Annotated in this window: 11 protein-coding genes; 5 read left to right on the top strand and 6 right to left on the bottom strand. The window is 45.4% G+C overall.

From position 1 onward, the window contains the following. Positions 1-6 precede the first annotated feature (6 nt). Positions 7-798: a hypothetical protein gene (locus QK890_RS00250; protein WP_117694696.1), complete on the bottom strand. Its 792-nt coding sequence runs from the start codon at positions 796-798 to the stop codon at positions 7-9. Positions 799-918: 120 nt separating this feature from the next. Here QK890_RS00250 and QK890_RS00245 point away from each other — a divergent pair, with 120 nt between their 5' ends. The 5 genes from QK890_RS00245 to QK890_RS00225 are packed head-to-tail and all read left to right on the top strand — an operon-like array spanning position 919 to position 4,498. Further along, the gene (locus QK890_RS00245; protein ID WP_117572600.1) at positions 919-1,353 is read left to right on the top strand and encodes a hypothetical protein; all 435 of its coding nucleotides are present in this window, start codon (positions 919-921) and stop codon (positions 1,351-1,353) included. Then, positions 1,314-1,832, top strand: a complete 519-nt coding sequence (locus QK890_RS00240; RefSeq protein WP_117694694.1) for a rhomboid family intramembrane serine protease — start codon at positions 1,314-1,316, stop codon at positions 1,830-1,832. The genes QK890_RS00245 and QK890_RS00240 overlap by 40 nt, the downstream gene beginning before the upstream one ends. After that, positions 1,822-3,918 carry a terminase gene (locus tag QK890_RS00235; RefSeq protein ID WP_117572462.1) on the top strand — a complete coding sequence of 699 codons (2,097 nt, stop codon included), beginning with the start codon at positions 1,822-1,824 and terminating at the stop codon, positions 3,916-3,918. The genes QK890_RS00240 and QK890_RS00235 overlap by 11 nt, the downstream gene beginning before the upstream one ends. Before the next feature lie 24 nt (positions 3,919-3,942). Beyond that, positions 3,943-4,296, top strand: a complete 354-nt coding sequence (locus QK890_RS00230; RefSeq protein WP_117572460.1) for a hypothetical protein — start codon at positions 3,943-3,945, stop codon at positions 4,294-4,296. Then, a complete protein-coding gene (locus tag QK890_RS00225; protein WP_117572458.1) occupies positions 4,274-4,498 on the top strand; it encodes a hypothetical protein in 225 nt (74 codons plus the stop codon). Before QK890_RS00230 ends, QK890_RS00225 begins: the two co-directional genes overlap by 23 nt. Positions 4,499-4,560: 62 nt before the next feature. Here the strand turns inward: QK890_RS00225 and QK890_RS00220 are convergent, their stop codons facing one another. The 5 genes from QK890_RS00220 to QK890_RS00200 all read right to left on the bottom strand — a co-directional run bounded on the left by QK890_RS00220 (position 4,561) and on the right by QK890_RS00200 (position 25,304). Further along, entirely contained in the window at positions 4,561-5,025 is a 465-nt protein-coding gene (locus QK890_RS00220) for a hypothetical protein (RefSeq protein ID WP_117572456.1), read from the bottom strand. A gap of 21 nt (positions 5,026-5,046) precedes the next feature. Further along, positions 5,047-7,017, bottom strand: a complete 1,971-nt coding sequence (locus QK890_RS00215) for a hypothetical protein (RefSeq protein WP_367627100.1) — start codon at positions 7,015-7,017, stop codon at positions 5,047-5,049. A gap of 65 nt (positions 7,018-7,082) precedes the next feature. Continuing rightward, a complete protein-coding gene (locus tag QK890_RS00210) occupies positions 7,083-23,723 on the bottom strand; it encodes an LPD38 domain-containing protein (protein WP_117740069.1) in 16,641 nt (5,546 codons plus the stop codon). Between the two features lie 10 nt (positions 23,724-23,733). Then, positions 23,734-24,813 carry a hypothetical protein gene (locus tag QK890_RS00205; protein WP_117572450.1) on the bottom strand — a complete coding sequence of 360 codons (1,080 nt, stop codon included), beginning with the start codon at positions 24,811-24,813 and terminating at the stop codon, positions 23,734-23,736. An 11-nt stretch (positions 24,814-24,824) separates the two neighbouring features. Beyond that, positions 24,825-25,304: a hypothetical protein gene (locus QK890_RS00200; RefSeq protein ID WP_117572448.1), complete on the bottom strand. Its 480-nt coding sequence runs from the start codon at positions 25,302-25,304 to the stop codon at positions 24,825-24,827. Positions 25,305-25,342 lie beyond the last annotated feature (38 nt).

Below are 25,342 nucleotides of genomic sequence, written 5' to 3'. Positions count from 1 at the left end.
TTATATTTATCTGTTTATCGCCTTGCGTTTTTCACCGCCACGCTCCCAAATGTTCTGTGTACCATCATAACGCCCGATTGCACCGAGGTCAGGCATCTGTCGTGAACCGCCACTGCCACCACCGTTTTTACCGGCAAGGTCGGCTGTACCGTCATTTTTGCCTGCTTTGCGTAGTTTTTCTTCAATCTTGCTGTTGCGCCCCTTTACTTCACCCTCGTGTCCGGCAGCTTCCACATCGCTGTCGTGCCTGATTGCTTTTATGGCCATTTCTATACTTTCACGTGTAAACTTACCCATGATTCCGTCACGTACAATGCCTACAAGGAAATCCATTGCGCTGTCGATGTCCTCATCCGGCAATCCTTCTTCCTGTTGCATGGTTTCAAGGGTGGTCAGGGTTTCGTCGAGGTTCTTCTGATACTCTCCCTCGTACTCTTTCTCTTGGGCGATTCGTTCCGCAAATTCCTTGTTGGCGGTTGCAAGTGCCTCCTGCTTTTCGGGGTCTTCAAGTGCGGCCTTGAAATCATCCCCGAATTTGCGCACCATACCGATGATAGGGTCTTCGCCTTTTCTCCAGTCAGTAAGGAAAGCGGCACTTTGCGGGTTGCTTGCAAACAGGTCGGACAGCGCTTTTTCACGTTCCTTGTAACCGGACAATTCCTTGTCGTAACCATCGTAATCGTCATTGATTTGACCGAATAACGCTTCATCATCGGCAAATTCTCTGTCCGGATACTTTGCTTTCAATCGCTCTGTGTATCGCTCGCGATTGCTCTTAACTTCCGTATTATTAGGCATAATTCAAAAATTTAATTTATAGTCAGATTCTACAAGACAAAAATAGGCAGGGAAAGCAGAATGTCATGTTTATCTTTTTACGCTCCTATTGGTAACTTTGGTACTATAACGGGAAGAAAAATGAAGCATAAAGGAGCAGTTATGGAATACTCTATGGAGCGTATGAACGACTTGATGAGAGCATACGATGAATACATTTCATCGTGTGATTATATCCGTATGCCTGAAGTGTATAAAGTAATTGTAAACATGCCGTCCCGGAGGTTTTGGGTCAGCGATATTCGTGCAGCATTGGTCGTTTCCGTCATGATGAGGGGTGAGAACGATTTAAGCGGTATGCGGCCGTTGAAGAAAGAAATGTATGAGGAAATTCATACAAGGGTTGTCGCTCTCAAATCAGAATACCCGGAACTTACCATTTCTGAGCTGTGTGCTAAAGTGATTGCTCAACCCGCACCGAAATTCTACCTCACGCCGGGTAGTGCCAAGATGATGATATGCAAGGCTAAAAAACGATGGATGCAAGAAAAGTTGAGAAGATTACGGCTCTCCTGATTTCTGCCATGATTGTGTGTTTGTCATTTTCAAGAGAATGGGATTGGCAAACTGTCGGCATTTACGCTGGAAGTAATATGCCAGAACGCTTGCTGTATCCGTTTTTCCATACGAATATGTTTCATGCCTTGCTCAATTCATGGTGTTTATTATCGATTATTTTCATTTACGATATTGGGATAGGAAGATTGCTGTCAGCCTATATGATTGCTGTTACAGTTCCAGTTGATACCCTTGGATATTTCACGACAATGGATTCGCCAACGGTAGGATTGTCCGGATTGGTTTTCGCCCTGTTTGGTTCAATATCGTTTGAGGTATTACGTAAACGGTATTATCAGTTATGGATGCTGTTTTACCTTGTGGCAGGCTTCCTGTTTCCGGGCATAAATGCCGTATTGCATCTTTGGTGTTATGTATTGGGACTCATCATGGCTCTGCTAAACAAGCCTGTTAAAATCATGCACCATGAAAGATAAGGCCATCAAGGACATATTGACAGAGAATGAACGCCGCAATGCGATTGTATATGCAAAGTTCAATCCAATTACCGGAGAAGGTTCTGTCGGTAAACGTGTAAAGTGTACCATCAGTGACTTTCCTATACATACCCAGTGGTTACCGGAACGTATCATGAAAGTGCCGCTTGTACGCCAACTCATCGAAGCCGGTTCTATTTCCAAATTTCTCACGGACTACATGGGCGTGGAAGACAATCAGGATGATCGCTTGAAGGTCATAGAGCAGTTTGTACGAATACGCAGCCGCGAGGATTTTCCGTTTTGGGCGGCAACATTTGTCTATATCAAGGCCAAAGGCGGCGGTGAGGATGTCCTGTTTCGTCTGACAAGACCTCAACGGCGTTTTGTGGATCGGCTTGAGAAATTGCGTATTGCAGGGAAACCGATACGCATCATCCTGCTTAAAGCACGGCAATGGGGTGGTTCCACCACTTCACAGCTTTATATGGCATGGTTGCAGTTGCTTCACAAAACCGGCTTAAACTCACTTATCATTGCACATCAGGGCGCAGGCTCCGATGAAATCAAGGATATGTTCGACCGGATGATTAAAAGTTATCCTGTCGAAATGCTCTATAAAATTGATGAAGCCTACAATGAGAACGAGCCGAAGATTGTAGGAGTGGGAAAATCGGGAAGTATATCGCGTATTCCGCAGCGTAACTGCAAAATCAAGATTGGTACGGCTGAACGCCCGGATTCGTGTCGTGGCGGTGATTACAATCTTGTACATCTCTCCGAAGTGGGAATATGGAAGGCTACGGAGGGAAAGAAACCGGAAGACATTGTGCGCTCCGCCTGTTCGGGTATTCTCCTCAAGCCCTACACCATGATTGTTTATGAAAGCACAGCAAATGGCACCGGGAACTTCTTTCATCGCGAATATACTGCCGCAAAAGAAGGGAAATCCCAGTTCGAGGCAATGTTCGTTTCATGGTTCGACATCGAGCAATATACACTCGCTTTTGATTCGGACAAAGAAAAATGGGATTTTGCAGAATGGCTTTATCAGAATCGGGACAATGAAAATACAGATTCCGAACGTGAGGAATGCGGTAAGTATCTTTGGTCGCTGTGGGAAAAAGGTGCTACGCTCGAAGCTATCCATTGGTACATAGCCGAACGCAGGAAGTACAATGACCATGGGCAGATGGCTGCCGAATTTCCGTCTGATGATGTGGAAGCCTTCGTACATTCGGGAGCACGTGTGTTCGACAAATACAAGGTCGATGCAATGCGTAAGACCTGCAAGAAACCTAAATATGTCGGTGAAGTCTGTGCCGATGCGGATGAGGGCAAGAACGCTTTGCAGAACTTGCGTTTTGTGAAAGACAAACAGGGATTGTTGCATATTTGGGAGTTGCCGGAAACAGATGAAAAGGAAGTTGTTACAAATCGTTACCTCACGATTGTCGATGTGGGTGGACGTTCCAATAAAGCAGACTTCTCTGTTGTTCTTGTGCTTGACCGTCTGTTTATGATTGATGGTGGCAAGCCTGTCGTAGTGGCACAATGGTACGGACATTGCGACATCGACCAGCTTGCGTGGAAAGCGGCACAAATAGCGGCTTTTTATGACAATTCACTCTTGGTGATAGAAAGCAACACCTTGGAAACGCATGACAAGGAGCGGCAGGTAGATGGCGACCAGTCACAGTTCATCCTTAATCAAATCAAAGAGATTTACCCTAATCTCTATGCACGTGGTCAGTCCGAAGAAGCCGTACGCGAGGGATTGCCTACCAAATACGGCTTCCATACCAATGTCTCAACCAAACCAATGATTATATCAACCTTAGTCAAGGTTATTCGTGAGAATTTATACACAGAACGTGACGAACGTTGCCTGGACGAATATTTGTGTTACGAGAAAAAACCGAACGGAGCTTTCGGAGCGATTACCGGTAAACATGATGACTTGCTAATGACAAGAGCCATAGGCTTGCATATATGTTTCTTTGAAATGGAAATTCCAAAGATTGTGCTTCGTATCGGACGATTTGTTATCAAAAAGAAAAAAGCTGTTTCAGCAGCTACAATATAAGTTTAACTATAAAAACAAGGAACAATGAACATTTTCAGAAAAATCAGAGCTTCGCTTCGTTTACGTGAAGCAGTCAGACAGGCAGACGAAAAACACAAAGAAACTGGAGAACGTTACTACGTTATGCCTGCCGGTGGGAAAAAAGGTCAACTTATCATTATGGATAGAAAGAATTTCCGTAAGTTGAAACAGAAAGGCTACATCAATCATAATACGTTTGTGGGCGACCTTGAACGCGAATGCTTCTACTGCACGACTTATGGAAACGGTTCAGCTATGCTTCCTTCTGCTGTTATTGCATTGAAACGAAAACAGTATTTCTCATGGCTTGATTCATTTTCAAATACCAAAGAGAATGGGAAAGTACGGAAACATTGACGGTATAGCCACACTGACCAACGACCCGCTCGCACTTGACAATATCAATAAGTTCAAAGTTGGGGACCGGGTAATATGCAACGATAATGGTGTCATTGGTACGGTCAAGGAATTGGATATTCCGAATGAAGCCTGTGTTGTTGATTTCGACAATGGAGAGGAAGATGTCTGGATAGAGAAATTCCAACTGTCCAAAGAATAATAATAATTAGACATGAGGGTGTGCCAAATATCTTCAGTTGATACACCCTCATACTTTATCCGCTAAACATGGGCTTGTTTGATTCTTTTCTCGTTGCCTCTTGACCAAATATCATCTTCGGTTTGGCCATATGTCGCAAGTTGCTCTATTTCTCTCTTTTGTTGTTCCTGCCAAGGCTCAAACTCTATAATATCTCTCATAAGCCATGAATCCCACCGTCCTCTGAAACAGATACCCCGGTCATCAAGGTACACATCGGCTATGATTTTTCCGCTTGCATGTTCAGGTTGATTCGGGTTCTCGTTTATATGGTCGTATGAAATATTGTTTTCTTCCAACCACTTTTCTAATTTTTCAGTTTTCTTGCGTGTCGTAAATATGATGATAGTCCACCCGTTTTTCTTTAGGGTGGCTGTACCTGTATCTGCGTTCGGTATTATCTGCCCGAATACATCTTCACCCTGCCAACCTTTGCTGTAGTCATGTATGACACCGTCAAAGTCTATACAAATAGTTTTCTGTTCCATGATGTCGTTAAATTAAAATTATTACCTCATTGCATTGTTCAGTTTGTTCACGGCCTGCATATTCGCTCCTTGCTGCGCTTGCGCCATCAGTTCGGGAGAAAGACCGTCGGGCACTTTGCCCTGCTCCAACTGTTCCTTCTGTGATTTGATACTTTGCAACAATTCATCTGCAAACGGGAAATCTCCATGCTCAAGCAGCTGCTCTACACTGATTGCCTGAGACTGGTACAACTGCATAAGCATATCGTTAGCAAGATGCCTGTATGCCGGTGTTGAAGTGCTTTCGGTAATGCTTAAATCAAATTCTACATCACGTATTTTCTTCGGGTCATATTCGATTTGTGCACCACTCTTACCTGCAATATTGAAAACACGTTTGCTATCATAAAACTGCTGCATATTCTTCACATCCTTATATGCTCCGTCCACTACAAAACAACTGAAGCATTCAAGCAGGTCGAGCAATGACTTCGTGGCGTTTTCTGTCTGTTGGTTATAGTGCGATGCACTTTCACCGGAATACCCGGGCTTTCCTTGTAATGCGCCCGTAACTCCCGATATATCTTCAAAAAATTTGAGTTGCATATTAAGCAGTTCCGCAATGCCTATATTTGTGGAATTATTGGCCACCTGTTCCGGCACTTTTCCGCTTTTGCTCGGCTTGTATACGATGACACCGTTAAATTCTGTCCAGCTCTCTGCAATATCGTCAATGCTCACACCATCAGGCAAGCAATCTTCGGGCATCATCAGCACGCCTTTGGCACTCGCCCGCATTATCCAGTCATAGAGGGTTATCAATCGGTTGGTATATCGCTGTTGGTCGATTACATCAGCAACGAATGAATGGATTTCACCATCAATGAACGGATATGCCTTGAAAACATATGGATGGCTTCCATGCTCGTAAGGCGTTTCCCCCTCCCTCAATATGTCGCCAAAAGGAGAAAGGTAATAGAAATACCAATAATCGTCCACAAACCAAGTAGCTTTTATCAACGGAACCTCATCTTCCGGCATACCGGCTTCCTTGGCCATACGCATACGTTCTTCATTTTCAGTAAGCACCACTTGTGCGTAATCTTCTTCGTCTATTTTGAAAATATCGCCGTTTTGGTAGTCATGGCAACGGTATCTCGGTTTTTGCTCCTTGCGCCATATCTCTATCACACGGCATCGTCCTGGTTCGCTTGTGAATAGAAAATCGTAGTTTTCCAAGCGGCTATACCCGAAACGCTCCGCGTATGTGGCTATGTAATCTTTCCTTGCCGCCCACTTGTAAATGTCACGCAATTGTCTGTATTCCTGCGGACTTGATGCGAACTGTTCACACAACTGTCCGAAAGAAATGTCGTGAACTTCTCCAAGCACGGAAACATCCCAACCTCTGAAATCTCTCATGTTGTTGTCGATAAAGAAATTATTGGGTTGCACATAGTCCGTCCAACAATCCTCTTTTCCATTACGCCAACCGTACGATTTACGGTGAACGATAAAACCGCTTATCAGGAACTCTTCCATAGTTCGGGCATATACATCGTTCATTCGGTTAAGCTGCATGTTGCATTGAAGTATCGTACTCATCGTTTCACCAAGTTTCTGTTCATCCCGATCACGTGCGGTACAGGTCGGTTCTTTACTTTGGCTTCGATACACGCCAAGCACGCTTCGCACAAGCCTACGGATAAGGTTGTTTTTCAAAGGCACGTTGCCTTGACTTTTAATGTATTCTTCCTCGCTCATGGATTTTCCGTCCACACAAATCATATCGTCCCATTGGAAACCATAGGTATAGCGTTTGTTTCGCTTCCGGTCTTTCCGAAAGTCGTCCATCTGGCTCCAATAGTATTGTGCTTCCATAAGAATGTCAAATGCCCTGCGGTCACCATAACGTTTTACAGAAACAACAGTATCTATCTCGGCGGCATCATTTCTTCCCGGAGCTATACGGCTCATTGGCAGCAATTTTCTTTCGCTTTTATTTATATGCATATTTTTATCATTTTAATGATTGCGCGGAACAAATATACTGCTCCGGGCAATCATCCTATGTTTAACTATTTACGGGTTTTGTTCATTTCTTCTATCATTTCCTTTTTGAGTTCATTCAATTCAGCCTCAATATTCTTACGTTCCTCATCATCAACTGTGTCATTCAGTTCATTATAGAGGTCGTCAATATCCCTACGATAATCCTCAAAAATTTCATACCGCTCGTATTCGGGTGAATTGTAAAGGAAATCAATCTTTTCCGCATAGTCAAATATGTCGTTGTCGGTATCTTCCTCATAGTGCTTTAATCGGGATTTCAATCGGTCATGCTCCTCTTTCAATCGGAAATACTCATTGTTCACAGCCCTGTACTCGGTGCGTTCGTCCCCGGCTTTGACCAGTCTGTTTACCAACAAGAAGCTGCGAGGGTCGTACTCTCGGTTGTCTGTAATGGTTTCTGCGGTCTTGCTCAATTTGTCGATTGTTCCGAACACGCCACCGAAATAACCGTTCAGCATATATTCAATCTTTGCCGGATTAAAGTCAATCGTTCCTTTTGTATATGGGTCTCCACCCGTAGCTTCATTCATGGCATTGGCCAATCCGACAATGTATTTATTTGCGCTCTTATACGCCTTTGTCCATTCGGGCATATCTTTGTTGTAAGGTGTGTCTTTATAAAGTGGCATACCCGTCCAACTCTTTTCTGCAACGTAGGCTTCCCACAAGGGTTTGTAGGCACTCGGTACAAAGGCATTCAATCCTCCGCCGCCCTCCAAGAAATCAATAGGTAATATCTGTGTAGCCTGTCCTGTTATGGCTTCGGCAATTTCTTCGCCTGTAAGATGTTCCTTTCCGTTAAGAACGGAAATCATCAGTTCGCCCATGCCGTAAACAGCCCTGTATTCTACCGGAAGAGGAATTGATACCCAACTGTTTCCTGCCCTGAAAAGAATATTGCTGCGCCTTACATATTCGGGAAGATTATAGTATGCGTTCTTGTCATCATCGTCATCATCATCGCCACCCAAGTAGGCAACAATGGCACCAAGAAGGAACATCGCCGCAATACCTGTAAAAGCTTTGGCAGGATGGCGTTTCATCTGTCGTCCAAAGTTTGCCGTACCTTGAATGGCTGCATTCCAAAACACATAGCCGCTACGACCAAGTCCCGATACCAATGCACTGGCATTACCAGCCTTTGTCTGCCCTGTACTGTCATAGAATTTTGCTCCGCTGCCTTTCTTGTTGAAGTTTACGCTTATCTCCTTTGCATCATAGATGGCTCTGTCAATGCTCCTGCCCATTTCGCGTGATGTCATGAAAGCGGCAAAACGGGCGCAGTTCTCAACGGCTCGGTTGTACTCATCGAAACGTTCGCCCAACAAGTCCCATGCTTTTTTTACAGGAATCTTGCCGTTCGATTTTTTCAGTTCCCTGCGTATGTCGTTCTTATGTTGTTCAATGTCCCGGATATTGGCATAGCCTGTTTCTCCTCCGTTCATCATGAACTGATGAAACATCGCTTCCGTCTTGTTACTCATGTCAAGTGTCCCTTTGCGGTGCTTAGCCAAGAGTTGCTTTATTCTTACAGGGTTGGCATACATATAATTACGATGAAAACGCAGTGCGTAGTTCGGGCTTTCCCTTATCCAAGTCATGGTATTGGTGTATAGCATATCTCGCATGAAGTTCGATACAATGAAGTCTGGGTTACGTGTGGTATAGAACGCACTCAACTGTCGGTTGATATTTTCTCCTGCACGGAGAATAGCTCCGATTGCCCCCGACATATCATTGTCGGGATTTGTCTGTCCGTTCAGTGCCTGTGCTGCGCGAGGATTGCCGTTAATGGTAATCACATAGTCCCTGCCGCCACGTTTCACTACAATTTGGTGCTGCCTCATATCCCGGCTTTCCACAATACGGTAAGGAATATTCACGGTATCCTTGCCGTGCTTGTACCGGTCAGGATATTGTTGCGCCAATGACTCCATTTTAGTTTCAAAGTCCAGCATCTTCCGTTCTACCACTTCGGGAGTATCTGTACTGTCTATGTTGTCAGGAAACACTGGCTTCCATTCGTCGGCCACCGTATCGTATTCTACCCAAATGTCGCTCACACTGACAAGGTCGCTCGAATGGTTGAGGGCGAAATTAAGGAAACGCTGTTTTACCAATTTGTTCCGGTTGCCCTGCATGATAGCACCTTCTGCCATTGATTGCAGGTTGGCAAACGGGTCATCCGCTTTCGACCTGCGTCCTTCCGCTTTCTTGATAGGAGCATTGAATGCACTTTGCTTGTGCGTCAGATATGCGTATGCTTCAGAACTGGTCTTTTCGTCAAAACCACGTAGTGGAATGTAAAAATCATACATATCTGAAATCTTGTCAAAGGTCGCTTTGCTCATCATACCACATTCGTATGACTTTGAAAGTATTGCTTTGCTCGCGGCATTGACTTTTTTCCAAAGGTCGGTAGTGTCGTGTGCCTGTTCGTAATCGTTAACCATTATCTGTGCTTCCGTTTCGGCATCAGTAATATTATCCATACCTGTAAGGGCTGTAAGTCCGGCATAGTCGGTTTGGTCTGCATCGGTTGCTCCGTTATTGATTGCTTCATTACGCATATATGTATTGCGTTCAAGTCCGTGTTTCGCCATCATGTAATCAGTCAATTCCTCACGCTCTGCCTCAGTCCTGGCAAGTTTGGCAACCTCATCAAGCATGGGCTTGAACAGGGTGTGGGCAAATGCATCGGCTTCGGCTTTGTTCACACTTGACAGACGGTTTTCTCCCAAGTATGCGTTTTCAAATCCGTCCACATCCTCAATGTTTGTTTCCTTGCCAAGGATTGCAGTCATGGCTTCTTTCAAGCCGAGCATACTGTCCTGTAATGCTTCCCGTGATTGGAACATACCGCTTTTTACACGCCTTTCATAACGGTCACGAGCCAACTCCCTTTCATGTATTTCCGGGTCACCGGTACGGTATAGTGCATCATCACTTTCTGCAACAGTCAGATGATGTGGGTCGGAAACCGCATAATTTCCGACTTTCAGTTCATACTGCTTTGCCACATCAGCGGCTTCTCCCAATATGTTTCTGTATCTGCCCGGTTCCGCAAGGTTCTCGTAACTGCGCCACAAGATGTAGCGAAGTTCGTTATCCGATAAAGTAACCCCTCTGAAATCCTCAAAGCCTATCTTATGAAGCATATTCAGGAAGAAATCCTTTATCTGTTGCCACCAACTTGCGTTGATGTTCTCAAATTCGGTATCTTCTGCAAGCGAAGCCAGATATTCTTCAGTAGCCTTATGGAAATCCCAACCGTTTTTTGCAGCCATATCTACAATGCGTCTGCGTATGTTCTCATCGGCATTGTTGAATACATTATCAAGGAATGTATCAAAATGTTCTCCGAACAACTGGCGCAAACCATAGTGCGCCACAGCCTCATGCAGCAGTGTCTGCTCAACATCAAACGTACTTGTATGGTTGGGAATGACAATGGTTATCTTCCCTGTACTCTTCGAGTAGAAGCCTTTTGCACGCTGCTTCTTTCCATCCAAGACGGAAGCATCAGTAACAACCTCCACATTGTCAAGATGCAGTTTCTCTGCAAGGCTTTCCACACGTTCTGCCATTCTTTGGCGTTCACGCCGTGCAAATTCCCTCCGCTGCTTTGCCGTTCTCCTTGACTGGCTGAGCTGTTTTGCTATCGGATCATTCTCATAACTGACTTCATCATCGGTATATGCACCATCACCTTCGCGTTTTAATTCATCATCTTCTTCTGAGGTAGAAATATTATTTGCCGTTTCTACAGTGGCATCCATTTCAGCATACTTGGCTTCCTTTTCCTCCAACTCTTTTTTCATCAGTTCGGCATATTCCTCTAACTGTGCTTTCGCCTGTGCCAATTCTTCTTCATACTCGAATGGCTTGCCCTCTCTTGACAGGAGTTCTTTCAATTCGGCTTCATTATGTTTTTTGCTTCGCTCTCCGGCACTCAATATCTCGGCAAAATCCTTTCCTGTAATCACATTGTCTGTAATATCCTCAACGGCATTGCGAAGCAGGTTTTGGCGTACCGGCACATCTTCAATGCCGAGTTCAAGACAAGAGTAGGTCATTCTACGCTCAACATCATTGAAAAGTGTTGCACCGTCACTCATGGTTTTCCTTGCCAGTTTTGTTGTGACCACAAATGAAAAATCGCCTATCTGTATAATCAGTTCCCGTTTTTGTTCTCCTGAAATCTCACCGTCTTTCATCTGCTTCATTTCGGCAAGGACACTCTTGTTGTATTCCTTGAAAAAATCATCCATTGTATCAACAGAAGTAAAGCGATGTTTGCCGATTACAATCTCCTTGAATTGTCCATCGGGGAATGACGAGCGTACTGCCTCCAAGTACCTGCCGTTGTCCTCAATGCGCTTTTCCGCATCCTTGATAAAGGCTTTCAGTCTTGGCTTGGCATTATGGATATAGGTTTGGTCTGTTTCCCATTGCTTTTTGCGGCTTGCATACTTGCGCACATTCTTTTCCGCATTGTTTTTCAGCATGGCATATTCACTGCCAGAGAGCTGCGCAACGGTATCGCCAAACACATCTTCTTCCTCTTCAAGCACACGGTTGGTCATGCTGTTGTTCATCATCTGCTTGCCGTTCATGATACTGTCGGCAATCGCTCCCTTTGTTTTCAAGCGTTGGTAGGCGGTAACATCCAAACTGTCCTCAACTCCGAAACGCAAGATGCGTACAGGCTTGTTCATGTCCTTATGCAAATTTCCCTGTCGCAAAATGCGTCCGTTGCGCTGGGTATAGTCCATAGGACGGTTGGGCGCATCCAAATGTATCAGCGTGTGCAGTCGTTCCTGAATGTTCACGCCTGTACCGAGCGTAAAGGTTGAACCGAGAATCACGCGAACCTCACCACGGTTTACCTTTTCAAAGATTTCAAGTTTCTTCTTGACAGTCATTCCCGACCTCATTACTACAATCTCATCAGCAGGAACTCCCTCTGCGATCAGTTTATTTCTGATGTCATCATAAAGATTGAAGCCGCTCTGCTTATTTTGATAATTGTCGGCAAAAATGGCAACCGTACCTTTGTAGTCGGCTGTTTCTTTCAGTGAGCGCAAAGTCTGGCGCACGGCTTCATTGGTCTTGCTGTTTTGGTCGTCCTCTGCATCTGACTGCACCAATCGGGCATCCACGGCAGCAGCTTTGGCAATACCGTACATCGTGAGCGGAATATGGCTGTTCTCTTTCTTCTCTTTGCCGCTCATCTGCTCATAATGTTCAAGTTCGCTCTTTACGAACTTCATGATACTACGCAATGCACGTGTCTGTGGCAGATAGAGGTCTTGTGCCTTTCCTCCCTCCATTTCAGGTATTTTGTCCTTTACGCCACCGGCTTCTTTGGTAAGGACAGTATCGGACACTCCAGACCATATACGCACCAGTTCGGGCAGGTTCACGTATCCGGCAAAGCGATTGTTCTCCTTGAACTTTCCGCTTGTGGTGAATTCCAACATTTGCTGAATGTTACCGAAGTTGCGTACAAAGTCATCAAAGTAATAGATACCGTATTCTTTCATTGTATCGGCAGGCATGAGATAGCGCATGAACGTCCAAATCTCTGCAGCGGTATTGCTGATAGGCGTACCTGTGGCAAAGATTACGTTTCGTCCGTTGTTCTTTTCTAAAACAGCCTGTGTTTTCAAGAATACGCCTTGTGATTTTTTGCTGTATGACGGGTCCACACCTTTCACTCCACGCTGCATGGCAGTGGCAAATCCAAGGTGCTTGTATTCGTGGGCTTCATCCACAAGCAGGGCATCAATGCCCATGTCGTCAAAGTTCTCCACATCGTCAGTACGGCGGTCAAGCATTTCCATTGCCTTGACTTCTGCATTCTGCAAGGCTACGGCACGTTTTTTCTCATCGTTGGCGGTGCGTTTCTTTGAAGCATTGTCTGCAAGTCCGGCAAGCTGTTCCTCCAACAATTCGATTTCACGTTCGGCTTGCCGGGTAATCATGTTCTTTCCGTCCGGGTCTTCCTCTTTCATCTGTTCAAGAATGAGCATCTTCTCCTCAATCTTGTCCTGCACGAAAGTCATTTCTCTTTCCTCGCTGTCGGGAATAAATTCAAAGGTCGATTGCGGAACGACAATCATATCCCAGTCATTGTAGCGTATCTTGGCATAGAAGTTCTTTCTGCCCTCCGCACTTCGGTCTGCCTCTTCGAGTGTCAGTATCTTGGCATTCGGGTACAGTTCCTTTGCACTTGCAACAAATTGACCGACGGTGGCATTCTGCACTACAATCATCGGTTTGCGGGCAGTACCTAAACGGCGCATTTCCATCGCTGTGGAAATAAGGGTAAAGGTTTTTCCTGTTCCTACCTCATGGGCAAGTAACAACGGTTGCTGTGTGCCTCTCACGATGGCTCTGCCTTGATGAGGACGCATCTTGAATTTGTGTGAAGCACCTCCAAAATACTCCGGCACAAACTCGTCCGGTATGCTCATAGGCACAAAGTTGTTGAACATATCGTTATAGATACGTTCCATACGTTCCGACATTTCCGGGTCGCTTTGCATCTTCTGCCTTGCCCAGTCCTTGAAATCTTGACGGATTTCATCAATCTTGGCGGCACAAGCCTGTGTCGCTTCTTTATCGGTAATTGTTTCTGTCGTGCCGTCATAGTGTTTCTTGGTGGTGGAAACTGTAATGCTTCTGTTCTGAATAGCGGCTTCTATAAGGGTGTGTCCCATGATGGTTCGACCGAGCATTTCACTGGTTACGCCCATGGCACGGTTCTTTTCGTAGTTGGTAAAATATGGCTCTTTCATAAACCAAGTACCGCCTACTGCTGTAAAACGGACATCTACTTCCGTTCGTTCCTTTACGAAATCTTCATATAGTTTCGGGGCAATCCAAGAACTGCCGAGGGTAAAGTCAATCAAGTGTGCAGGTATTTCCATTGGCATAACTTCCTGCAACGCCTTGATGTTGCGGTCAAATTCTCCATTCTCGTTGTTTTCCTCTGCCTGACGCAGTTTTTCACGGATATTTCCGCTCAAGTACTGATACGATGCTTCTATCTGTCGGCTTACAGGATTTTCGAAACCGTAGCCGTTCTCGATGATTTCTTTCTTCACCTCCCCGATACCTGTACCAAGTTGTTCAGCGATGTAAGGTATATCCACACGGCCGAATTTGAAGATACTTGCAATGATACCGTCCTTGACATTGGCAGGGGTGGGTTCTTTCTCTTTTTCAACGACACGTTTTCTGAATACATCGGTCTTGTCAAATTTCTGTATCCGATTTCCTTTTTCATCTGCCGTTTCTTCAAACTTTTCAAGGGCAAATACATTGGCATAGTCTACATCATTGCGGAGAAACGCAATGGCGGTGTTCTTGTTGAAGTGTCCGTATGTGCTGACAAAATCATCGTATGCCTTGTTGAGTTTGTCAAGCAAGGGTTTCAGCCCCTCATCGCTTTCATTCTCGGTCTGATAGGAAAGGACTTCTGCAAGGGCTTCCTTGATAGCGGTGTACGCCTCGAAACATTCCACTTTCGTATGCCCCTTTACCTTATTAGCATTTACTTCGAGGAGTTGTGCGCTTGCTGTCGAGTTGATGTACAGCTTTCCGTCTTTGACAAACACTTCGCCAATCTTCTTGCCGGGCATTGCATCAGTGATAACTTCTGTGTTACGCTCGCCAAATTCCTCCGCACGGAACGAGCGGACAAATTCAGCCAACATTTCTTCCTGCTTCTTATCCTGTTTAGGGTATAAGCCCTTGCTTGTCGGGCGGAATGTGTCGCCTTTCTCAAATGCAAAGTGCATTTCACCCGCCATGTTTTCGGGGTGTTCAATGAAATAGCGGTTGTAGTCCATCGAAAGCTGCTTGATGACCGGTGTTTCCTTGCCTTTTACCTTACGTGTTTCCCCGGTGTCATATTCAGCCATGCGCTCTCCGCTCACATCGCTTACATCAATGGCATGGGCAGACTTCTGTTCGTTCACACGCTTGCGAATAACAACGATGTCGGAGGTTACCCCTGTGCCACCGAAAGTCTTGTTGTGCATACGGAAAGCACCCACGAAATCTGCTCCTCCCTCGCTCACAATCCAATCACGGAGTTTCTTGCTGTTATCAAGCGTACCGTTGGATGTGATAAAGATACCCAAACCGCCCTCACGCAGTTTGCGCACATTCTTTGCAATACAGAAATCGTGTATGTTGTGGAATTTCTTCGACAGGTCTTTGTCGCCTGTGGTGTCGTTCACACGGAGTCCTGTAACGAAAGGAACATTGGTAATAGCCAAATCCACACTGCCGTTAGGTATGCGGGTCTGTTCAAAGCCCTGTATTTCCACTTTGGCATCAGGATAGAGGAGCGAGAGGATGCCTCCCGAAGTTCCGTCAATCTCTATGGCATGGATGTCACTACGCTCACTGATGTTTGTAGGCATCTGTCCCAAGATATTGCCGATACCGGCAGAACCTTCAAGAATGTTTCCACCATTGAAGCCCATTTGTTCGGCAATGTCCCAAAGCGTATCCACAACGTATGCCGGAGTGTAATAGGCACTATTTGCACTCATTACGGCCTCTTGATATGCCTTTTCACCAAGCAACTCACGGAGCTTCTTTGCAATGGGATTAGGAGCATACGATGTACCTTCGTTGAAAGCCTTGCCCAAGCCACCCCAGCCACTGAACTTGCGAAGAGTCTGCATCTGTTTTTCTGTAGCCCGTTCGCCGCTTTCAAGCAACTGTTTTGCCAGTTCGATAGCCTTGATATTGGCTTCGATACGGGCATCTACTGACGTCGGAGCGTGGTCTTTACCACGTTCCGAATGGTTGTTATGGGTATTCTTCTTCTCAGTTATGGCATCTGAAAGTCGAGGTCGCACAATCCTATTGACTGCATCGCTTGTTCTTTCTCCTTCGTTGTCAGTTCCTCTACCTGCTTGTTGTTCGCTTTCGCTACCTGTTTCAGTGCCTCTTGATAATCCTTGTCCGTGTCGATTACCGTTGGCTGACAATCCTTCGGAGCGTTCTGCATCAGTTCTCTGTAATCCATGTTCGTTGTTTTTATTGTTATCAATCAGATCGTCAAACAAGCCCAGTTCATTTGACTGCTGTGAATTTACTGCTTTTTTCTCATTCTTCTTACGTGCAGGGCGACTTTTTTTGATGCGTTCCTGTGCAATCTCTGCCTCTTGCTCCACCTCGGTCTCTCTTGTTACGGTTTCGGCGGTAGCAAGCGCATCAATACTTTTCTTATCGAAATTCGCCACATCGAATTGTTGTACCTCATCGTATGGAGTCATGTCTGCATCCAGTCCGTTCTCTGCCACCTCCGGCAAATCTCTCGCACCATTGTAAAATGCTTTAAGGTAAGGGCGTATGGCATCGCCCAAGTCTGCAATCATGGCCGTTGCATACTCGGCAAACTTACGTGAACCTTTCTCCAAATGGTAAACAGCCATCTCTGTTCCAATGGCAAGAATCTCAGGGTCTATACCTATATTCATTTGACCGAGCAACTTCTTACGCATACGCTCACGAAGTTCTGCATAACGCTCATCAGTAACAAGACGGTTACCACTCGCTTCAGTCTTTTTCTGCGAATTGTCTTGTTGTTGCTCACTCCGCATATCGTTGATAAGAGTTCGGACTTCATTAGCAAACTTATCTGCACTATCTTTAGTCAGGAAAATAATATTTCCTTCATGATAAACGTCTCCACCACGCTTCTCTCCTAAATCCATCACAGCCTGTTTTTCCGCATCAATCATCTTCATCAAAGTACGAACAGAATATCTGTTATCCATTTCCTTGTCAACAACGAAATCTGTCCTTTTGTCACGAATTTCATCCTTTGCCTTGCGATCAAGTTCTCGGGTCTTAATTTTATTTTCGAGCGAAATGCCAACTGCATCCAAAACTTCTTGCATACCGTTCTGAGGATTGCGAAGAATGTCTAACATTTCCTCTGGGCTGTTGGTTGTCTGACGAAAACGTGCATCACCAATAGGTATGGGACCGCTCACATCATCACGACTTAATGTAGTTTCCCCTGTTTCTTTATCAACAAAAACAGAGTATTGCCATATAGGAGTATATTCCTGCTTTTCCTCCTGCTTCGTGGCTTTCTGTTGTTGAGGTTCTGAAAACTGCACATTGCCGTCATTTACTTCTGACAAATCAGACAAAGACAAAGGTGGTTGTGATTGTGCATCGGTTGCATATTCTGCCAAGCGTTCAGCATCTTCCTTGCTCCGCATCATGAAGCCTTGCTTTTCCTTGTCCCACCAGCCTTTCAGTTGTTTGGCAAACATTGTGGTGTGCTTCCGAACAGTATCTCTTAATTTATTATTGAACTTCACAAGGTGCATATCCAACACCTTACCCCTTTTGGTGGTATATTGTGCCTGAGTAATGGTGTATGCAGCATCAGTCGGTGTTGTCGTTTCTTCATTGGAATTGTTTTGTTCCAATTTCCGCTGTTCAGTAAAGAGGTCGTTTATTTCGGAAATAATGCGGGCTTCCTCAAATATATCACTCTGACCATGTGCGGCTTCTTGTTCCTTGTGCAGTTCTTCAATGCGTGATTTGATTTCAGAAAGTCTGTCGACTTGTGTACTTGAACTCTGTTCCTCAACACTTTTGACTGATTTGTATTCAGCAAACGCTTTAGTCTTACGGTGGCTACTATCTATCCACTTCTCGAAATCCTCCAAGTTTACGGCAGTTACCACTGTCTTGTGATTATTTGCCCAGTCGCTGTCATAATTCGCGAAGTAAGCAGCCTCGGCATCGTCAGTCTCATTGAAACCAAGCATTACCTTATGCTCATCAAAGCTGCCGTCCTCATTATACTGGTCCACCACGAACACCCTGCGTCCGTTCCACCCGTCAATATCGTCAGAGAGGAACACGTCTATGTGGTCTCCATCCACGCCCTCCGTGCCACGAATGTAGCCGTAGGTGTTCTGCATGATCGTTTCCCACTTGTTGCCCTCTGTGTCTATTCCACTACGAACGGATCCTTTCGGGTTCTCAATGGTGATATTGAATGTACCAACCTGCACATGACCTTTCTTATAATTGCCTGCTTCTTTCTGTTTCTCCGTAGGAGTAGTATCGGTTTCTTTCTCTGCCACTGCAACAGCATTGGCTAAAGACAAAGATGCATCAATATAATTAAGAACATCCAATAAATCTCCGAATGTTTGACCGTCATACTCATAAGCGCTACCTATATAATTACCTTTCGTATCAGGTGCATCAACTTTTATAACTTTATGAGTACCATCAACAATAATTGTCTGTTTATAAGTATCGCCATACTTTCCGCTTTCAATCCAATCATCTTCTTGAACTTCAATACGTCTTGCTATTTTTGCACTAAGTTGATTGTCAGTATCATCAGAAAACAGCATTTCTTCTTGTGATAAAGAAGATTCTATTTCGCTTTGTCCACCAATGCTTTCAGTTCTTCCTGTATCATCAGTTGTCCCATTTCTGTTCTCAACTCGTTCTCTTGGCGCAAGAGTTCCATTGCTTCCTTGCTGCCCTCGTTGGCTTGTTGCAGTATCGCCAACCAATACATTGCTTCGTTGTTGTCCATTGTAATCTAAATTAAATGTTTCTTTAATAGCCTGTACGAGCGTCCGAGGGGTATTGTCCGGTTGTTCGAACAGAGTTTCTTCCTGTGTACCTTGTATAAGGTCATAAATCTTGCCGAATGTATTTTGAATGAAGCTTTGGCTTTCACCTTTATACATTGCGGCCAAATGCAGGACAAAGTTACTGAATTTATCAGCAGGGAGATAACTTTCCCCAGTGACATCATCCATTTGATACTGGCGTTTCCAACTTTCTACGGCAGTACGTGCTTCCTTGAAGTTCTTTGCCTCTGCAAACATTTTATCTTGGGACAAAGCATAGTAAGCACGAACGGAATTCTGTATCTCATCTACCATTCGTTCACTGTTCGGACTATCATAATCACGAAAAGCAGTGGCAAGAATAGCTTTTTGTGCTTTTACCGGTAATACGTTGAACATTTCCTCCAACCGTGTACTACCGTCCTTGAATATGCTTTGATACATGATACCACGCAAATCATTCTTGGATTCGGGAGTCAAGTTACCCTTGCTGTCAAACGCACTCTTGTATTGTGTGGGAGTAATGAAACCTCTTTGGCTCATCCATTTCAAAACATTAGCACCATTGGAATCCACAAGTCCGGCAAATGACATTTCATCATCCGAAGTCCTAAGCAGCAAGTTGGCAAACGAACGCATTTCGGCTCCCATGCGCTGCAAGGCGTTTTTAGGTTTGATGCGTTCAACACCTCCACTTTCTGTGTCCTGTGCCACATACTGGCCAAGACGGATAGCCTCTGCATCGTCCACATCAACCATGTTCACAAGGACAGGATGCTCCATAGCCTCAATGTCTTCTGCTTGTAATCCAAATTCTTCCGCATGGTCTTTCAGATACTGCTTGTAAAGAGCCGCCTGTTCCGGATGGTTCTCCCACATGATACGAAGTGCGTCACTTCGGTTATTGCCCTGTATGGCTTCGCCCCGTGCGTTCACGGTAGGTGCGCCTGTATAGGCGGTAACAGAAGATGTGATTTCTTCGGGGCGTATGTTTCCGGCAATCTTTCGTGCAGACAATACACTTGCCTCGTCATTCCGTTCTTTTGGCTGCGCTTCGTCAATAAAGTGCAGAGGGTTGCGCACGCCTTGAATATGGCTCGGTTGCAACAAGTTTACATCAATCACGGCTACACGACCACCTACAATGGCATCATCACTGAATTTTACGGATACCTCCTTTCCCTGCAATGCCTGTACAGGCTCTTGTCTGTCTATCTTATGACCGTTCATGCGTCTGTAACCTCTTGCCCGTGCATCCTGCGGCTTGTCGTCCACCATGTCCGGCACTCCGTTCAGGGCTTCACGCTCGATGCGTTCCGCTTCCTCACGTTCGGCACGTAACTTTTCTTCTTCTGCCTTTCGCAATGCGGCTGCTTCATCGGCAATACGTCTGCGTTCATCATCCGCTTCCATTTTTCTGCGTTTGGCGGTACCGGCTATCTTCTGCCAAACGAGCAATTCCTGTTTGGCTGCATCAATCGCCGCTTTGCGTTCTTTCTCGGAAGCAATCTTTTCGGCAATGGAGTTGCCACCTTTCGATTTGGCTTTCTCCAACTTCTTCAAGGCTTCTTCCTTGTCGGCAACCATTCCATCGGCTACGGTCTGTGCCATATCCTCATCACCCTCAGTCTGCTCCACAATGGCATCCCAAGCTGTGTCGCTGTCGGCCTGCTCATATAGTGGATTTCCCTGCTCATCCTTTGGTATTCTCTGCATGGCAGGAATATTTTGAGGGGCATTGTTATCATTTTCGGGAATATTTTCCGCACCATTGTTGCTCTCATTCTCGACAGGGCGTTCAAACGCTACTCCGTTATGCTCCAACAACATATTGTCAAGTTCATCACGGGTAAACAGGTTCACACGCTTGCCGTTGATAGGGGCTTCGGTAAATACCTCATACTTGCCATCCGCATCAGCATCTGCTGTGATATTGCCACGGACGGTAACGCCGTTCTCATCGGTAAGCGAAACAATGTCATTGAGGGCGTATTGTGGTCTTTCAGCCTCTTGCATCTCCTGTTTCCGTTCGGCATTCTCAATGGTTCTCTGCTGCTCGAACTGCGCCACACGTGCCAAATTTGCCGCATCAGCCTGTTGCTGTATGGTTTCTTTTGCCAACGGGAAGATGTTCACGCCGTCCGAAACGTTAACTGTGCCGTCCCCATTATCCACAATACCGTCCTCGTTGGCTATAATCTGTACTTGCATCTGTGAACCATCCTGTCCGGTAATAGTATAGGCATCACCCGGATTGAATGTAACCTTACCGTCTATCTTATCAGCCGCTTCACGTGCGAACTGCTCCACAATGGCTTGTTCTGCCAATTCTTTTTGCTCGTTAGGGTCTTGCGATTCATCAAGAGACAATACTGCATCAGGTGATACTTGTTCAAGTGCGCCGGTTTCCGAATCGCGAATGATGATGCTGTTGTCCGAATCAGTTACGCTCACACCGCTACCATCGTCATAAGGTACAAGCTTGCCACTGATTACATACACCTTCCGCTCATCCTGCTTCATCGTTGCCCCCTGTATCATGCCGGTATTACGGTTCACACGTGCATCTATCATTGAGTTGCTCTGCTCGATACGACCGTCTATATCATCACGTACACGTTGTATCATGCCGTTATACACCTGCTTGGCATTAATATAATCGATTACGGAAACCTTATCTTCATCATTCCATTGTTCGTTGCCATTCACAAACTCTAATGTGGCAATCGGATTTTCTTCAATCATTGCAAACATGCTCTCATCCACGAGGTCTGCAACCCTTGCACGCTGATACTCATACATGTTCTTTGCATCGTTCATCTCCTGCGAAGAAATGATATTATACCCGTCGAGATAACTGTCATTTGCTTGTTGTACACTTTCGTTTCGGTTGCCGCCACGTGATTGAGCCATAGAAGCAAGGTTAAATCCTCGCAAATTCAACGAGCGTTCCATATAATCCAGAACGGCAGCTTTCTCATTGATGGTAAAATCTTTATCACCGGCAATAAGTTCCGCAACTTCACCGATATTCTCATTGGTAGTAAGGTCAAGCGTCGCCTTTAATGGCTCCCATACCTCTTTGCCGAGTAATTCATTCACTTTTGCGTCCGCTTTATTTACACCATGCTTCATGGAAGTATAATTTGCAGCAGACAAAGTATGTTTTCCTGCGCCCATCAATCCCATAGAGAGTGCCATGCCTCCCCAAATGTCACCATGAAATTGGCCACTGGCAAACAAATTGGTACGTGTACCGTCCGGATTCTGTTGATAGGCATCATCAAGATTGAGCATGGTGCGCCACAGTTGTCCATAGTATTCTTCCGAAACCTCACCGACATAATCACTCATACCCATTTTGTTGAACATCTGATGAGTTTGTCCCATGATACCGTTCAACGCACTTGCGTCAGCCTTTGAAAGCACTGCACCGATACGTTTTGCACCTACAACATTGGCGAGTTTGCTCATATTCCCAAGAGTAAAGACCGGATCAAGATGTGCACCGAACATTTCCGAATAATTCTCAATGATGGCATTGGCTTCACTTTGCCAAATGGCATCCCCCCAAGTCTTGTCGTTGGAAAAATCATAGTTGCCGTTCTCATCAACAACCACATCACCCAGTTTACGGTCAATAATGTCAGCAGTAGTTTTCCCTGCCTGTACTGTATTGGCCATAAGTGGAGCGCGTACAAGCAAATCATCTGCAGTTGTACCGAGTGCTTTGATGGTCCAGTCGGTTGCATACCGTCCCAAACCTTTGGCTCCATTTTCTTTGATATAGGACTTGAAACCCTGCTGAGCCATTTTTTCAGCCGTTTCTTTGCTTATAACCTTTGTTGCAAGTCTGGTACTTCCTTTGGAGAAAGAGGACAATCCGTTAAATCCTCCACCTGTCAATACGAAATCCAGCATGAAGGACGGCATATAGCCTGTCATTACACCTGCTCTGTTCCAAAAATCTGCATTTCCGCTGTATCTTTCCTCTGCTTGTTGCTTCTCATGGATTGCGCCCATCATTGCATCATGCGCTTCACGTTCACCCTCTGTGGCATTTTCTTTTTTCAGTTCATCGGCATTCATCATCGTAAATGCGTCACGCATATCACCCATACCGAAATCCCACGTGCGCACATCACCCATAGTGCGACCGAAACCACGCCAAAAGCCTACATCTACACCGTTTTCACGGTCTTTCTGTTCTTCAAGGTTCTTAATCAGTTCCTCTGTTTCACGAATGGCTACGGATAACGCACGGTTTTCCTTGTCAGATTGTTGGCGGGGCGTATAAGTGGCAGCTCCCAGTATGGCAGCGAGAGGGGCTTTGTTGTTTTCTGTCTCTTCTGCCCATTCCTTGTGTACTTCTGATGCTCTTTCCTCTTGCTTGGCTTTCAACTCCTGCAACCGGAGGTTTGCCTTGCGCAACTGTCCGCCTATGGACATATCGGCAGCTTGGCGGTACTGAAAGCTTTCCATGTCAGCCAATGACTTGCTGTAATAACGATTTCCGGCAGGAGTGAGGAACGTTTTCTCCAACTTCCCACTTTCAGGATTGAATATCATCTTTCCCTCTTTGGTCTGCAAGCCGGGATTTATCCCATATTCCTGCATATTGTCTATGCGTTCGTTGAATGTTTGTGTATGGGATTTCACATCGTTCATAATACGGTCGGTTTCGGTCAACATCGCTACTTTCTCCTTTTCTGTAGGTCGCCATGTCTGTTCATTAGCAGGTGAAATGGGTTCTTCAACCGTTCCGGAAGCACTGTTTCCCGATTGTTGCGATGAGGTTCGTTCCTTTCCAAACCCTATATTGCTTTCAAATTCTTCAAACGGCTCCATATCATAACCATCTTTTACAAGAGCGTCGTAAGCCGCTTTACGTTTGGTTGAATCTAACAGGTTCTTGCGAAAATCTTCTTCGCTCTCCATGTCGTAACCATCAGAAACAAACGTATCATACAGTTTTTTTATCTTATCCTTTTCTTCAGGCATAGTATTTTATTTATGATGTTGGACTTTTCTTTTTATTATCGGCCGTTGGACTTTTTTTCTGTGGCTTAGAAGAATGTCCTTTACCGGGCTTTGTCGTTTCAGATGTCTTGACGGTTTTCCCTCTTCCACTTTTGACCTCGGTGGTCGAAGCCTGAGTTTCTTCGTTCCATGTTCCATTGTCTATGGCGTTCTGACGCATGGCTTCATACGAGTGTGCAAAATGCTTGTTACCATCGCTGTCATACCACGGATATTCTCCGGCCTTTCCACTGCCACCACCTCGGTTGTAATATTCTGCTCTGGCATTGGATGCGGAAGCGGAAGCCTTTGAAGCACCAGCTTTAGCCTTTTCGGTTTCAAGCCTTGCCTTTTCAAGTTCTTCTGCATATTTTGCTTCAATTCCTTTGCGTTTGGCTTCAGCTTCGGATGCGGATATTTTATTGCCTTGCAGTTGGAGATTCAATTCAAACATCTGCCTGTCGCGTTCCTCTTTGGCATCGTTCCGTATGCGGTTATAATCGTCAAGACCAAGCTGCCTTTGCCACTTACGTTCACGGTCATCCCTTTCTTCATCAGCGATTCTTGCCCTCATCAGCCCCTCATAATATTCTTTCTCCTTGCCTTCACGTTCTTTCATCAGCTTGTCATATCTCACTTTGGTACGTTCTGACATGGTATTCTTACCGGTATACATATTTGGAGCGTACTGCGTGGTGAAGAACAAGTTCGAGAGTGCCGATATACCATCACCAATGGCTGCGAATATCTGTTCACGTTTCTGCTTCTTCTTTTCTTTAGCAAGTTCCTCGTCCGTTGGCGGTTTATAGGGATTGAGTTTTTTGTACAATTCAGCGTATGAGAGACTGCCACCGTTCACATCGGCTTGTTTGGCCGGAGGTGCAGCGACCGTTTCAGATTGGGAGCCGGTAACGGCAGGAGCCGCAGCTGCTTGTTGTTCCGTCCATTTCTGTGTACCCTTTGCCGGGGATGATACGGAAGGAGCGTCTTGCTGCTGTTCGTGCCATTCCTTAGAGCCTTTGGGCGGAGGCGTACCACCTCCGTTTCCTAAAATATCATCCATTGTTGCCATATTGAAATAGTTTAGAAAGGCATTTGACTTACCGCGTTAGTTACTCCTTGTACAGCTCCCGATATGGCATTGGCCTTGCCTTGCTCAATGGCGTTAAGCTGTTCCACTAAAGCATTGTCGTTTTGCATATAAGTGGCTTCGATATTGTCCTTACGTGCTTCTGCATCAGCGGCAATCTGTGATGTTGCATCGGCAAGAGCCTTGTTGTTCGCTTCTTTGGCCGCTGCCACACTTTCATCAGTACCGCCCATGACGGCTGCACTACCGGCAGCGGCTTTGTTACGTTGTTTTATACTCTCTTCAGTTTGCGTAAGGATGCGTTGTGCATCAGCCCGCTGAGTGGCATCCTCGTTGTACCGCCTGTCGTACCAGTCCTGATTCTTTTGCCGTTGAGCCTCAACATTACGTTTTGCTTTCTTCATGGCCTTGGATGCCTTGATCCCACCGAAAATGCTGCCTGCAGCACCTATGGCACTTCCTATTAAACCCATAAGACTTTATTTGATTATTAAAAGTTATACCTTGCGTG

This window comes from Bacteroides sp. NGMCC 1.200775, from assembly GCF_040798045.1.
Taxonomy (GTDB): domain Bacteria; phylum Bacteroidota; class Bacteroidia; order Bacteroidales; family Bacteroidaceae; genus Bacteroides; species Bacteroides hominis.
The sequence above is the reverse complement of the archived record's forward strand: the minus strand, read 5'-3'. Positions and strand labels throughout refer to the sequence as shown.